The organism is Candidatus Pantoea gossypiicola (genome assembly GCF_008632075.1).
Classification (GTDB): domain Bacteria; phylum Pseudomonadota; class Gammaproteobacteria; order Enterobacterales; family Enterobacteriaceae; genus Pantoea; species Pantoea gossypiicola.
Genome location: NZ_VWVM01000011.1, coordinates 19168 through 33624 on the forward strand (window position 1 = coordinate 19168; position 14457 = coordinate 33624).

9 protein-coding genes and 1 pseudogene are annotated in these 14457 nt (G+C 59.6%); 5 read left to right on the plus strand and 5 right to left on the minus strand.

Annotation, left to right across the window (positions count from 1 at the left end; translation table 11 throughout):
• Nucleotides 1–205: 205 nt before the first annotated feature.
• Nucleotides 206–1639 carry a serine-type D-Ala-D-Ala carboxypeptidase gene (dacB, locus tag F3I20_RS14750; RefSeq protein ID WP_150011807.1) on the plus strand — a complete coding sequence of 478 codons (1434 nt, stop codon included), beginning with the start codon at nucleotides 206–208 and terminating at the stop codon, nucleotides 1637–1639.
• Nucleotides 1640–1701: 62 nt separating this feature from the next.
• Here dacB and F3I20_RS14755 read toward each other — a convergent pair whose 3' ends face one another.
• The gene (locus F3I20_RS14755; RefSeq protein ID WP_150011809.1) at nucleotides 1702–3966 is read right to left on the minus strand and encodes a TonB-dependent siderophore receptor; all 2265 of its coding nucleotides are present in this window, start codon (nucleotides 3964–3966) and stop codon (nucleotides 1702–1704) included.
• A gap of 251 nt (nucleotides 3967–4217) precedes the next feature.
• Here F3I20_RS14755 and fes point away from each other — a divergent pair, with 251 nt between their 5' ends.
• From fes to F3I20_RS14770, 3 genes are all read left to right on the plus strand, one after another.
• Complete coding sequence (gene fes / locus F3I20_RS14760; RefSeq protein WP_150037912.1) at nucleotides 4218–5429, plus strand: enterochelin esterase; 1212 nt, start codon at nucleotides 4218–4220, stop codon at nucleotides 5427–5429.
• 96 nt (nucleotides 5430–5525) lie between these two features.
• Complete coding sequence (locus F3I20_RS14765; RefSeq protein ID WP_150011813.1) at nucleotides 5526–5747, plus strand: MbtH family protein; 222 nt, start codon at nucleotides 5526–5528, stop codon at nucleotides 5745–5747.
• A complete protein-coding gene (locus F3I20_RS14770; RefSeq protein WP_150053536.1) occupies nucleotides 5740–9669 on the plus strand; it encodes an enterobactin synthase subunit F in 3930 nt (1309 codons plus the stop codon). The genes F3I20_RS14765 and F3I20_RS14770 overlap by 8 nt, the downstream gene beginning before the upstream one ends.
• A 41-nt stretch (nucleotides 9670–9710) precedes the next feature.
• Here the strand turns inward: F3I20_RS14770 and F3I20_RS14775 are convergent, their stop codons facing one another.
• Genes F3I20_RS14775 through fepD form a run of 3 tightly spaced genes read right to left on the minus strand, consistent with a single transcriptional unit; the run spans nucleotide 9711 to nucleotide 12465 of the window.
• The gene (locus F3I20_RS14775) at nucleotides 9711–10502 is read right to left on the minus strand and encodes an ATP-binding cassette domain-containing protein (protein WP_150037911.1); all 792 of its coding nucleotides are present in this window, start codon (nucleotides 10500–10502) and stop codon (nucleotides 9711–9713) included.
• Complete coding sequence (fepG, locus tag F3I20_RS14780) at nucleotides 10502–11479, minus strand: iron-enterobactin ABC transporter permease (protein ID WP_150037910.1); 978 nt, start codon at nucleotides 11477–11479, stop codon at nucleotides 10502–10504. Before fepG ends, F3I20_RS14775 begins: the two co-directional genes overlap by 1 nt.
• On the minus strand, nucleotides 11476–12465 hold the full coding sequence (gene fepD / locus F3I20_RS14785; protein WP_150037909.1) for a Fe(3+)-siderophore ABC transporter permease: 990 nt from the start codon (nucleotides 12463–12465) through the stop codon (nucleotides 11476–11478). The genes fepG and fepD overlap by 4 nt, the downstream gene beginning before the upstream one ends.
• A 148-nt stretch (nucleotides 12466–12613) precedes the next feature.
• On the opposite strand from fepD, the pseudogene F3I20_RS14790 reads away from it, so the two are divergent.
• A pseudogene (locus F3I20_RS14790) lies at nucleotides 12614–13492 on the plus strand (MFS transporter).
• Here F3I20_RS14790 and fepB read toward each other — a convergent pair.
• Nucleotides 13487–14455 carry a Fe2+-enterobactin ABC transporter substrate-binding protein gene (gene fepB / locus F3I20_RS14795; protein ID WP_150037908.1) on the minus strand — a complete coding sequence of 323 codons (969 nt, stop codon included), beginning with the start codon at nucleotides 14453–14455 and terminating at the stop codon, nucleotides 13487–13489. The pseudogene F3I20_RS14790 and the gene fepB sit on opposite strands and share 6 nt — an antisense overlap.
• Nucleotides 14456–14457 lie beyond the last annotated feature (2 nt).

Here is a 14457-nt window from a genome sequence, read left to right on the forward strand (position 1 = left end):
CTGGTGACCGCAGAAAAAGCGCTCTGCGGCGCATTAGCCCGTTTTTGCAAATAAAAGAATCCTGACCCGGAGATGGTTCCAGGCCAGAAAAGAGTTTTGCAATTTGATACGTATTTTACCCCAGAGTTCCCTGCGGGTCATCGTTTACTTTGCACCGCCCAGCGACGTAGTATTGACGCCCTCACCTGCCAGTTACCGCGAGATTATGCGATTTTCACGACTTGTTACCGGATTAAGCTGCGCATTTATGCTGCAGGCACACGCAGCGCCAGTTGATGAATACATGCAGTACCTGCCAGATGGTGCCAATCTGGCGCTGATGGTTCAGAAAGTGGGTGCATCAACACCGATCATTGATTACCACGGCAAACAGATGGCCCTGCCCGCCAGTACCATGAAAGTGGTAACAGCACTGGCGGCGTTACTGGAACTGGGTGGCGACTTTCGTTTTCAGACCACTTTTGAGACCCGGGGTGCCATTATAGATGGCACCCTGAACGGCGATTTAGTCGCCCGTTTCGGCGGTGATCCGACGTTAAGCCGTCAGGATCTGCGCAACATGGTCGCGGCAATAAAGAAGCAGGGCATTAACCATATCAAAGGTAATCTGGTTATCGACACCTCGGTTTTTGCCAGCCATGACATGGCACCAGGCTGGCCGTGGAATGATATGACCCAGTGCTTCAGCGCCCCGCCGGGTGCCGCGATCGTGGATAAAAACTGCTTCTCGGTGTCGCTCTACAGCGCTAATACGCCGGGTGAAAATGCGTTTGTGCGCATCGCCTCCTATTATCCGGCGCATATGTACAGCCAGGTCCGCACCCTCGGCCGTAACAGCGGTGAAGGGCAATATTGTGAACTGGATGTGGTTCCGGGGGAGCTGAACCGCTACACCCTGACAGGCTGTATGCGCCAGCGTGCCGAACCTCTGCCGCTGGCCTTTGCTGTGCAGGATGGCGCGGCCTGGGCGGGTGAAATCCTTAAGGCAGAGCTGCGGTCGTCAGAGATTGACTACAGTGGCCATCTGGTGCGCCAGACGCAGGTCACGGAGCCAGGTACCGTACTGGCATCGACCCAGTCTGCGCCGCTGCACACGCTGCTGCACACCATGCTGAAGAAGTCAGACAACATGATAGCCGACACGGTCTTCCGCACCATTGGTCATCACTACTTCAACGTGCCCGGCACATTCCGCGCCGGACAGGATGCTGTCCGCCGTATCCTGAAAGCCAAAGCCAATGTCGATATGGGTAATAGCATTCAGGTCGATGGTTCCGGCCTGTCACGACATGACCTCATTTCGCCGCAAACCATGATGCAGGTGTTGCAGTTCATTGCGAAGAATGACGACACGCTGGATTATATTTCGATGCTGCCGCTGGCGGGTTATGACGGCACGCTGCAGTATCGCGGCGGGCTGCATGAAGCGGGACTGGATGGCAAGGTCTCGGCGAAAACCGGTTCCCTGCAGGGGGTCTATAACCTGGCGGGCTTTATCACCACCTCCAGCGGTGCGCGGGTTGCTTTTGTGCAGTTCCTTTCCGGCTATGCGGTTCCGCCGGAGGATCAGCGTACCCGCCGTATTCCGCTGGTGCGTTTTGAGAGCCGACTCTACCGCGATATCAACCAGAACAACTGATAAAGCAGAGATAAAAACGCAGCAGGCGATCAACCTGCTGCGTTTTTTTATGGCTGAACCGATCAGAAGCGGGTGTTCACGCTCATATAAAATGTGCGGCCCGATTCATTAAAGGTATTGGCTCCCGCGCCGTAAAGATAAGCGCCGGTGGTGGCATTGCCGGTAGTCTGCGCATTGCCCTGACGGAAATGACGCTTGTCGAAGAGGTTGTCGATACCGACCGTAACGCTGGCATACTGATTAACATCATAGGTGCCGCTCATCCCCATCACCGAATAGGGACTGACCTGATCGGTCGCGCTGCCGGTGACGGCGTTACCCTTATAGTCATACTTCTTCGGCACCTGTTTACCGTACCAGGTCAGGGTTGTCTGGAGGGAGAGATCCGGCATCGCCTGCCAGCTCAGCGTAGAATTGAGCGTATACGCCGGAATAATTGACAGGCGATCGCCGGTCTCTTTATTTTTGCTTTGCAGCATATACGTGAAGTTGTTGTTCCACGTTACGCTATCAGAGAACGGGACATTAACCGTACCTTCAAGCCCCTCAACCACCGCTTTTGGCACATTTTCCCATTTGTAGATATCGGTTTTGCCGTTAGACGCCGTGCCGGTGGGGGCCGTGCCTGCCTCTATTTTGTTCCGATAGTCGTTGCGGAACCAGGTCAGGCCCGCCTGATAGCCGTCGCGCTTCCATTCCAGTCCAATCTCTTTGTTGATGCTGTTTTCCGCTTTCAGGTCATCATTACCCATCAGATAACAGGCACCGGCACTGGCCGCGCAGCCCTGACCATTGCTGTAAAGCAGATAGTTCGGGTTAGTCTGGTAGAGGCTCGGCGCTTTATAAGCGCGCGCAATGCCCATTTTCAGGGTGAACTCATCGCCTAATCCCTGTGAGAGGTTGAGCGACGGGCTCCAGTTATCGCCGACGATCGAATGGTGATCGAAGCGCAGGCCAGGCGTCAGCATGGTACTGTCGGTCAGCTCAATATTATCTTCCGCAAACAGTGAGAAGATTTCCGCCTGCGAATAGGGAGAGCGTCCGGTGGTGGCAATACCGGGAATCGAACCGTAGCTGGCGGCCTGCGTCGTCGAGGAAGGATCCTTCATCCGCTGCTGATTCCATTCCGTGCCAAAGGTTGCGGTCTGATTCACCAGCCACTCAAACGGCACGCTGATCTCGCTGTGCAGCAACACATCGTCCAGCTGGATGGTATTGAAGTTGCTGTTGGAAAATATACCTTCAGTGCCGCCCGCCAGCCCTTCATTCAGACGCGAGTTGCGGGTGTTTTCATACTGCGCATAGGTAGTGGTGCTGATGCCATTATCCCAGGCACCGGTCCACTTAACAGAAAAGTTCTGCCGATAAAGCCGGTTGGTTTCGTCACCATATTTGCTTTTCACAAGCGCGTTGGTATTAGTGTTCTGGGTGTCGCCAGCATAGAGGTTGCCCTGACGGCTGTAACCGGCCCCCACTTCGAGCGCCTGCATCGGTGCAAACGCCCAGCGCAGCAGGCCATGAATATCTTTATTGACTGAACCTTCGCGGCCCGCCGGGTAGGATCCCGCGTAACTGCCGGTGCGGTCTGCGGCGTGACCTTCATTGATGTCGTAAGCATCGGCCTGCGTTTTTGCCAGACCGCCATAGAGCCGGAAACTGACATCATCGCCCAGCGGTCCTTCAAGACTGAAGTTGGTACGCCGCGTTGCGCCCTCATCCTTGTGTTGCGGCACGTTATAATAGGCGCTCCACGAGCCGTGCCACTGATTATCCATCTCTTTTTTGGTGATGATATTGACCACACCACCCGCCGCGCCATTGCCGTAGCGGGCCGCTGCCGGGCCGCGGATGACGTCAATCCGGTCAATGATCTCTGGCGGTACCCAGTTAGTGTCGCCGCGTGTGTCACGCTCGCCACGCCAGCCAAGCCGCACCGCATTGCGGCTGGTCACCGGCAGGCCATCGATCAGGATCAGGGTATTTTCCGGTCCCATACCACGGATATCGATCTGACGGTTGTTACCGCGCTGGCCGCTGGTGGAGTTACCGGTCAGGTTGACACCGGGCATGGTGCGGATGATTTCGGCGACGTCGCGCGCAGGGGGATGTTTTTTGATTTCGTCGGCGGTAATGGTCGACACGCCAGGGGCCTGCAGCGTCTGCTCAGCGGCGGTGACCATCATGGTACCGTCGTGGATCGTATCTGACGTGTTGCTGATTGCCGGGTCGCTGTGGGCTTCGGCAGCCACTGCGCCAGCAGAAATGAGAGAGGCCGCGAAACCCAGTTCAATCATAATGGCTAACGAAAGCCGGGATAACTTTTTCATTTTTCTGTTCCTGGAGTGCCAGCGAGCGTGCCACTGCCGGCGAACCGGTAAAAAGGTCATAACCTTGCCTGCAACGCATTACCCCCTCCCGCTACACCGGCTTCAGAACCGCGTTACGTCCGTCTGAAATCCAATGCGGCAGAGAAAATGCGCGCGCTCCCTGTTGAGCGGAAACACACTATTGCAAATGCAAATAATTATCAATACTATTATCTGTAACATGCATGACCCCAGGCAAGTGTGATTGAATCATGGTGCGAATGGCGTGGTTAAACGAAGAGACCGGCAGCGAACGCTGGTGGCAGCAGCGGCAGCAGCAGGGCATTCCCCTGATTGAACCCGGCGAAAAGGGCACCTGTCAGGTCACTTTTTTCTGGCGTGACCCCCAGGGTGACCCGCTGCACTCTGATACCCGGCGCGTCTGGATCAACATTACCGGCGTAACCGATCATCATCACACAGCCTCACCGTCCTCCTTAACACCTGTTCCTGATACCGATGTCTGGTGGTGGCAAACCACCCTGCCTGCTGACTGGCGCGGCAGCTACTGCCTGATCCCTGACAACCAGACAGAGACGTTTGCCGGGCAGGCTGATATGCAGGCGCTGCGCCAGTGGTGGGGTCAGAAATTCCGGCAGGCACAAAGCGATCCGCTCAATCCGCTGCGAAGCTGGTCGGCCGGGCGCGGCATGAGCGTCTCGCCGCTGCATCTGCCGCACGCGCCTGAGCAGCAGGTATGGCGTGCAGTTGATGAAGGTCGCGCCACCACTATTCCGCTGCAGCACTATCTCTGGCGCAGCCAGCGACTGGGTAATCAGCGTCAGGTCTGGCTTTGTGTCACCGGTGAGGCAGATGCTGCCGATCGTCCGCTGGCACTACTGCTGGATGGTCAGTTCTGGACGCTCAGCATGCCCGTTGCCGGTCCGCTTGAGCAACTCACTGAGGCAGGCGAACTGCCTCCTGCGGTCTATGTCATGATCGACATTATTGACCGCGAACACCGCACGCGTGAGCTGACCTGTAATCCCGATTTCTGGCTGGCGATTCAGCATGAGCTGTTACCACAAATTCAGCAGTGGGCACCGTTTCGGGCCAACAGCACGCTGGTGGCCGGACAGAGTTTTGGCGGCCTTTCGGCCGCTTACGCTACCCTGACCTGGCCTGAAACCTTTGCGGGTGCCATCAGTCTTTCCGGTTCGTTCTGGTGGCCCGCGCGCGGCGACCCGAATGGCTGGCTGCCGCAGCAGTTACAGCAGGGTTTGCTGCAGGCACCCTCCCGGCGCTTTTATCTGGAGGCGGGACGGCGCGAACGACTGATTCTGGCGGCAAACGAGCTGTTTCAGCGCGATCTCACCGCGGCAGGACATCAGGTCAGCTATCACCCGGTTGAAGGGGGTCACGATGCGCTATGCTGGCGCGGCGGGCTGCTGGCAGGCCTTAAAGCTCTATGGCAATCGCCATAACCCACTGATATCCCGCCGCCTGTGCGCCATTAAAAGAAAAAGGATACGCAGCAGAGCGCCGCTAACGCGCCCGGCGACTTCGGACAGGAGACTAACATGCAACAACTCAATCCTTTCGACGATCCACAGCAGGATTGTCAGGTGCTGAAAAACGATCAGCAGCAGTACAGCTTATGGCCCGCCTTTTGTACGGTTCCGCCAGGGTGGCAGCCTGTTTATGGGCCCGAACCACAGGCCCGTTGCCTGAGCTGGCTGAATGAAAACTGGCACGATATCCGTCCGGTCATGACGCAGGACAGTGGGAGCCGCAATGTCTGAGACCACTCTGAACCCGCTGACAGAACAAAAAACGTTGCCGCTGGTGGCCGCGCAGCCCGGCATCTGGATCGCTGAGCAGTTATCCCCCTATTCCAATGCCTACGCCGTGGCGCATTTCGTTGAACTGCGTGGTGCGCTGAACAGCGCGCTGCTGTCTCGCGCCATCGTTGCCGGTATGCAGGAAGCGGACACGCTGAATATGGCCTTTGGCGAGCAGGAGGGTGAACCGCTGCAGTGGCTTACCCCCCAGCATTTTCGCGCGCCTGAAATGATCGATCTGCGCGATGCCGCCGATCCGGAGGCCGCCGCACAGGCGCTGATGCAGCAGGATATGTCTGGCGATCTGCGGGTGCTGAGCAATGCGCCGCTCTATCATCACAGCCTGCTTCGGCTGGGCGAGGATCACTGGTACTGGTATCAGCGCTACCATCATCTGGTGATCGATGGTTTCAGCTTCACCGCCCTGACCCGCCGTATCGCCCATCTCTACAGCGCCTGGCAGCACGGCGACACGCCGGAGCCGAGCCCCTTTGTCCCGTTCAGCGAGGTCGTCGACGAGTATCAGCGCTATCACAACTCTTCAGCCTGGCAGCGCGATCGCCAGTTCTGGCTGGAAAAAGGTGCGCAGTTGCCTGCGCCCGCCTCGCTGTCTGCGCTGCCGCTGGCAGGTCAGAGCGCCAGCACCGATCTGCTGCGACACACATTTGCCCTGGAGCGACACACCTTTCAGGCGTTGCTGGCGCATACCCAGCAGCAGAATCTCAGCGCGGCGGACACCGCCTTTGCGCTGGTGGCGCTGTGGCTGGCGCGCCTCACCGGTCAGAACGACTTTGCCGCTGGTTTCATCTTTATGCGCCGCATCGGCTCGGCCGCGCTCTGCGCCACCGGTCCGGTGATCAACGTATTGCCTGTGGCCATCCATTACGATCCGGCACAGCCGCTGGCGGCACTGGCCGCGCAGCTGGCGGGCGAGGTCAGAAAAATGCGCCGTCATCAGCGTTACGACGCTGAACAGGTGCAGCGCGATCTGGGGCGATTGGGTGACAGCGCGCCGCTCTATGGGCCGGTGATTAACCTGAAGATGTTCGACTATCAGCTCGATTTCGCCGGCATTGAAGGCATCACTCATCAGCTGGCGTCAGGCCCGGTCCGCGATCTGGAGATTGCTATCTATCTCAGCGAACAGGGCGACCTGACGCTGGAACTACTGGCCAATGCAGAGCGCTACAGCGAAACCGTGCTGAAGCAACATGCCAGCCGCTTTGGTCTGCTGCTTCAGCAGCTTGCCGTCCGGCCAGCGTGCGCCTGTGGCGAGCTGGATATGCTGATGCCGGAAGAACATCAGCAGCTGGCAGCGGTCAATCAGACTGCCGTGATGCTGCCTGCAGAGACGCTAAGCAGCCTGCTGCTGCTGCAGGCGCAGCGTACGCCGCGCGCCATGGCGCTGACGGATGAGGCGCATGAGCTTACTTATCAGCAGATGCAGCAGCAGGTCGCCGCGCTGGGACAACAGCTGATTGCGCAGGGTGTGACGCGGGGTGACATCGTCGCCGTGGCGCTGCCGCGCTCAGTCTTTTTATCGCTGGCGCTACAGGCGATTGTCAGCGTGGGTGCAACCTGGCTGCCGCTTGATACCGGCTACCCGGATGATCGGCTGAAGATGATGCTGGAAGATGCCGCGCCGAAAATGCTGATCACCTGCCGCGAACTGGCAGACAGGCTGGCGGCTCTCTCACCGGTCGCGCCGCTGTTTTATGACGCTCTATTACCCCCCACTGATAGCGTGCTGACACAGGACCCGCGTCCGCATGATGGTGCCTACATCATCTATACCTCCGGCTCGACCGGTCGGCCAAAAGGCGTGCTGGTCAGTCATGAGGCGATCGTCAACCGGCTGCTGTGGATGCAGGATCGTTATCCGCTCGGCGGTGATGATGTGGTGCTGCAGAAAACGCCGAGCAGCTTTGATGTCTCGGTGTGGGAGTTCTTCTGGCCATTGATCGCTGGCGCACAGCTGGTAATGGCACCGCCTGATGCCCACCGCGACCCGGAAGCGCTGCAGCAGCTGTTTGCCCGCTACCGCGTGACCACCACCCATTTTGTTCCCTCGATGCTGGCGGCCTTTGTTGCCTCGCTGCACGATGACAACGCGATAGCAAGGTGCACCACCCTGCGCCAGGTGTTCTGCAGCGGTGAAGCGCTGCCCACTGAGCTATCGCGCCAGTGGCAGACGCTGACCCGGGTACCCTTGCATAACCTGTATGGCCCGACCGAAGCGGCAGTGGATGTCAGCTTCTGCCCGGCTTTCGGACCCGCGCTGGCGGCCGTCGACGGTGCCAGCGTGCCGATTGGCTTCCCGGTCTGGAACACCGGCTTACGGATTCTGGATGCGCGCCTGCAGCCGGTGCCGCCTGGGGTGGCGGGCGATCTCTGGCTGACCGGCGTGCAGCTGGCACAGGGTTATCTGGATCGTCCTGACCTCACGGCCAGCCGGTTTGTGGCCGATCCGTGGGGTAACGGCTCCCGCATGTACCGCACCGGCGATGTGGCGCGCTGGCTGCCGGATGGTGCAGTGGAGTATCTGGGCCGCAGCGACGATCAGCTTAAAATCCGCGGACAGCGCATCGAGCTGAATGAGATCGATCATGCCATGGCTGCGCTGCCTGGCATTGTGCAGGCCGTGACGCATGCGGTGGTACTGGGCAGCAGTAGTGACCAGCAGGGTGATGCCCGCCAGCTGGTCGGCTATGTGGTCGCAGATGGCCCGATTGATGCCGACGTCATGCGCCAGACCCTGGCGATACAGTTGCCTGCGCATATGGTGCCGGTGGCGATTGTTCAGCTGGCGGCACTACCGCTCAGCAGCAACGGCAAGCTGGATCGTAAAGCGCTGCCGCTGCCACAAACCCGGCCTGCGGCTGCCGGGCGTGCGCCGCACCCTGGCCTGGAAACCACGCTGGCGCAGGCGTTCGCCACGCTGCTGGAACGTGAGTCCGTCAGCGCACAGGATGATTTTTTTGTGCTGGGTGGCCATTCGCTGCTGGCGATGCGGCTGGCGGCGCAGCTGCGACGGACGTTGAATCAGTCGGTGTCGGTGGGTCAGATTATGGTGGCCGCCACGGTAGAAAAGCTGGCCGTCCTGCTTAGCAGTGAACCCGCGGAGACAGCCCGCGCCGGATTTGAAGCGGTCTTGCCACTGCGGCGCACTACCGGCCCGACGCTGTTCTGCTTCCATCCCGCCTCAGGTTTTGCCTGGCAGTTCAGCGTGTTGCAGCGCTATCTGGATGCGCGCTGGTCGCTGCTCGGCATTCAGTCACCTGACATCACCAGCCCGCTGAATCAGGCGCAGCACCTTGATGCGGTGTGTGACGCACATCTGGCGACGGTGCGCCAGCAGCAGCCAGAGGGGCCCTACTATTTCCTGGGCTATTCGCTGGGCGGCACGCTGGCACAGGGTATCGCCGCGCGGCTGGAGGCCGAAGGTGAAACGGTCGCCTTCCTCGGGCTGCTGGATACCTGGCCGCCAGAGACGCAGAACTGGGATGAACGGCGCGGTGAACACGTGCTGGACCCGGCGGTGCTGGCAGAGGTCAATCGTGAGCGCGAGCAATTTATTGCGGCACAGCGCGAGCAGGCCGGTGAAGGGATGGCGGCGCTGTTTGCCACCATTGAAGCCAACTACGCCAGTTCGGTGCGCCTGCTGGCCACGGCGCGCAGTGCTCGCTTTGGTGGACACGCCACGCTGTTCCTGGCGCAACAGACCCAGCAGCCCGGTCAGGATGCACGCCGCGCCTGGGCACCCTGGGTTGGCGGACTGACTATCTGGCCGCTGGACTGTGCGCACGTCGAAATCATCTCACCGCGCATGTTCAGGCAGATCGGCCCACGACTGCAGCAGTGTCTGGCGGCGCTGATTCCCTGAGCCGTCCTGACCTGCGCTTTTTTCGCCGGAGAGGGCGCGGGTCAGCCTCTGCCCAGCGGTACAATCATCGGCGTACCGGCCACTGGATCGCTGATGATAATGCAGCGCAGGCCATAGATCGTTTCTATCAGTTCCGGCGTTACAATCTCCGCCGGTTTCCCTTCGGCAACGATTTTCCCGTCGCGCATCGCTATCAGATGGCTGGCGTAGCGGCACGCCTGATTAAGATCGTGCAGCACCACCACCAGCGTTCGTCCATGCTGCTGATTGAGATCCTGCATTAATTCCAGCAGTTCAATCTGATGGGCAATATCCAGCCAGGTGGTCGGTTCATCCAGCAGCAATAGCGGTGTCTGCTGAGCCAGCACCATCGCAATCCACACCCGCTGCCGCTGACCGCCAGAGAGCGTATCAACCTGCTGCTGCGCTAAATCGGCCACGCCAGTGGCCTGCATGGCCTGCTGCACCGCCGCCTCATCTTCCTGTCGCCAGCGCCCAAACAACGACTGGTGCGGATAACGCCCGCGCGCCACCAGTTCGCTGACGCTGATACCCGCAGGCGCGTTCGAGCTTTGCGGCAGCAGCCCTAGCCGGCGTGCCACCTCTTTGGTCGCGTAGTGAGCAATGGTATTGCCATCCAGCAGCACCTCACCCTGCAGCGGCGAGACCAGGCGGCTTAAGGTACGCAGCAGCGTTGATTTTCCGCAGGCGTTGGGCCCGATGATCACGGTCAGTTCACCGTCAGGGATCGCCACAGAGAGATTCTCCGCCACGATTTTTTTGTCATAGCCCAGCGTCAGCGCGTCGCCCTGCAATCGTGTTGTCACTTTCATTAGCGTCGTGCCTCCCGCACCAGTAGCGCAATCAGATAGAGTCCGCCCAGGCTGACCGTAATCACGCCAACCGGCAGCTGATAAGGCAGGAAAAAGTGCTGCGCGGCGTAATCCGCGGCGATTAACAGCAGCGCGCCACACAACGCAGCCAGCGGCAGCGCGCCTTTGGTGCCACCACTGAGACGTCGCGCAATCTGCGGTGCCAGCAGCGCAATAAAGGAGATCGGACCGACCAGCGCCGTCGAGGCGGCGGTGAGGATAACACCCGTCAGCATCAGCATGACGCGGCTGCGCTCAACCGGAACGCCCAGCGCGCAGGCCGTGTCGTCACCCATCTCCAGCAGTCGCATGCGGCGGGCCAGCATGCCTGTTGCCAGCAGCGCCAGCAGCAGCACGGCGATCACCACCGTGGTTTTCGCCCAGGTAATGCCGTTAAGTGAACCGGCGCTCCAGAGCCCGGCGCTCAGTGCCGCCTCCAGTGAAGCACTGATAATCAGCCAGCTGTTCAGCGCCATCAGCAGCGCCCGCACGCTGATGCCCACAATAATCAGCCGAAAGGTCTCCACGCCGTTGCGCCAGCTGAACAGCCAGACCACACCCGCCGTGAGCAGCCCGCCTGCCAGTGCCGCCAGCGTCATCCCTTCCATGTTTTGCTGGAACAGCACCAGCGCCACCAGCACGCCGCTGTAAGCGCCGGTGTTAAAACCCAGAATATCGGGACTGCCCAGCGGGTTGCGCAGCAGCGACTGAAAAATCGCCCCACTGACGCCCAGCGCTGCACCAATCAGCAGGGCCATCATGACGCGCGGCAGACGCCACTCCAGCACAATGAGCTGAACATTGCGCGCCGCCTCGCCGTTGAAAAGTGCCCATAACTGGCTGGCGGAGATCGGTAAGGTGCCGCGCGTGACGCCCAGAAAAGCCAGTACCCCGCAGGCCATCAACAGCAGTAACGCATTGATCATCATCCGTGTCATATTTGCCCTCTTCCCAGCTTTCGGCGCACCAGCACAATCAGCATCGGCGCACCGAGAATGGCCGTAACAATTGACACGCGCAGTTCACCCTGCACCATCAGCCGTCCCAGAATATCGGCGGCCAGCAGCAGACAGGGAGTGATTACAAGTGTCCCCGGCAGCATCCAGCGATGATCGTTGCCCAACAGCCAGCGGGCCAGATGCGGTGTCATTAATCCAACAAAGGCGATGGGTCCGACTGCCGCCGTCGCCGCACCGCTCAGCAGTGCAATCGCCAGCAATCCCACCAGTTGAGTACGCATCACACGGGTGCCCAGCGCGGTTGCCATATCCCCGCCCATACTCAGGCTGTTGAGCGAAGGTGCCAGCAGTAGCGCCAGCAGGCTCCCGGCAACGACCGCCGGAAAGACAGTGCGCAGAATGGCGAAATTGCGGATATCCAGCGAACCGCTGTGCCAGAAACGCAGATGATCGTAAATATCGGGATTAAGCAGCGACAGGCCAGACGTTAAACCCTCCAGCACCGCACCCAGCGCCACGCCTGCCAGCGTCAGACGCAGCGGATTAACGCGCCCGCCGCCGATCGCCGCCGTCAGGGCCACCAGCAGCGACGCCAGCAGTGCGCCCATAAAAGCAAAACCCAGCCATTCTGCAGGTGAATCTGCGCCAGAGAGGGCGATGCCGAGCACCACCGCAAAACCCGCTCCGGCATTAACACCAAGAATGCCTGGGTCGGCCAGTGGATTGCGCGTCAGGCTCTGCATCAGTGCGCCTGCCAGACCTAAACTGATCCCGGCCAGCAATCCCGCCAGGGTTCGCGGCAGCCGGGCATCGCGCACGATCACACAATCGACGCGGCTACAGTCGGAAAGTAAGGCATGTGTAACATCATGAAAGGGGATAGATCTGGCACCGAGCATCAGGCTGAGCGCGATAAGCAACAATAGCACTATCCCTGAACCGGCTATTGCATGGAGTGGACGCATAACATTTAAACCTTCACGGATTCAACATAGCTCGCAATTGCGAGTCTTTATGATAATGATACTTGTTATCGTTATTGGCTGTTTTTTTGTATGTTACCATGACTCTCAGAGTCAATAATGAGGAAAATGGGTGGATAAAAGGGACTCTATGAACAAACCCTCCCACTTTATCGAGCTTACTCTGCTGAAACCCATCCCGCCTTTCGCGCCCTGTTTATCGCCCGTTGTATCTCGATTATCGCTCCCGGCATGCTGGCGCTGACGGTCCCGGTTCAGATTCAGCAACTGACGCAATCGCCGCTACTGGCAGGACTGGCGGTGACGCTGGCCGAAGCCGGTATGTTTATCGGCCTGCTGGCCGATCGCCTTGAGCGCCGTCGCCTGATCCTGTTTGCCCGATCCACCTCTGGCCTGGGCTTTGCCGCGTTGTGCATTAATGCCCTGCTCACTTAACCGTCGGTCATCGCCGTCTTCGTGCCAGGACTCTGGAATGGCTTTTTCGGCGCGACAGGCGTCACGGCGCTGGTCGGGCGTGAGATTCTGATGAAGGCGGATGCCATCAGCCTGGGGCTGATGTTCGCCGCCGTGCCGCTGGGTGCTGCGACGGGTGCGCTGACAAGCGGACGGCTGGCGCAGTCGCCACAGCCGGGCGGTCTGAGTCAGGCCAGAGCCATCGCGACCTTCGTCGCACTGGCTCTGTTCAGCCTGATACCGTGGTTCAGCCTGAGTCTGATCTGCCTCATGGCCTTTGGTCAGTGCCATCAGCTGCCTGGTGCAGTATGCGATGATTCAGACGCTGACGCCCGATGCACTGCCTGGCAGGATCAACAGCCTCTGGACAGCGCAGAATGTCACCGGCGATGCGACAGGTGCAGCAATCATTGGCGCGATGGGTTCACTGCTGTTGCCGCAGCAGGCAGCCGCCCTCTCTGCTCTGGCAGCCACCGTGCTGGGTATCGTCATGTGGCTGCTCATGGCCCGCCTGCGACGCTATCAACTGCCTGCCCCCGCCGAGGCCACATCATGATTTCACGAACAGCGCTTCCAGCCGTGACAGCAAATTACTGGCGCTGTAGTAGTCGAGACGAAAGCTATCCAGCCCCAGCGCATAGACCGCTTTAGCGCGCACCGCCGGGGTTTGCTCCAGGAAAGGGTTACTCATCACCTGCGCAGCAGTGTTATCTTCGGCGGCAAACAGCAGATAAGTCCGTCCATTCAGGCCTGCCGCCAGATTTTCACCTGACAGCTGAAGAATATCTTTACGCTGTCCCATGCTGTGACCGGACGGAAGCGTCGCTGGTGGCGTTGCCAGCGTGAAGCCCAGCTCCTGCAGTAACTTCCCCTGTGCCGATGCCTCTGTCCAGAGATTCACTGCCCGACCATCCCCGTTCCACACCATCGCAGAAACCGGCTGCGGAGGCAGGGTCAGCTTTGCTTTCAGCGCCTTTTCACGCGCGTCGGACTCGCTTATCCGGGCAGCAGCATCAGCCTCATGTCCGGTCGCCTCACCCAGCAGTGTCACCAGCTGCTGCCAGCTTTTATCGTCATAGTTGACGACCAGTACCGGCGCAATAGCTGAGAGCTGATCGGCCAGTTTGATCGCTGAATCATTACCGGTGGCGCTGACCACAATCAGGTCTGGCGCTTCTGCAGCAATCGCTTCAGCATTGGGTTCACCAATATAGAGCCGCTTTACGCCACGCTGTTTTGCCACACGACTCCACTGCCGGAAGAATCCCTGCTCATCAGCCAGCCGGCTGCCAGGTGCGGTTGCGCCACTGGCGACGACCGGTGCATCAATTGCCAGCAGCGATCCGGTCAGGGTAACACTGGTCGAGACAATGCGAGTCGGTGCCTGAGCCAGGGTGACCTGACCTTTTGCCCCGGTGATCGTTCGCGGCCAGCCGCTCTGTGCAACAGCGGTCACGCTGAACAGCGTGATACTCAGGAAAAACAGCGCTAATGCCGACGTTACCCCCTGTTTAGTCATTT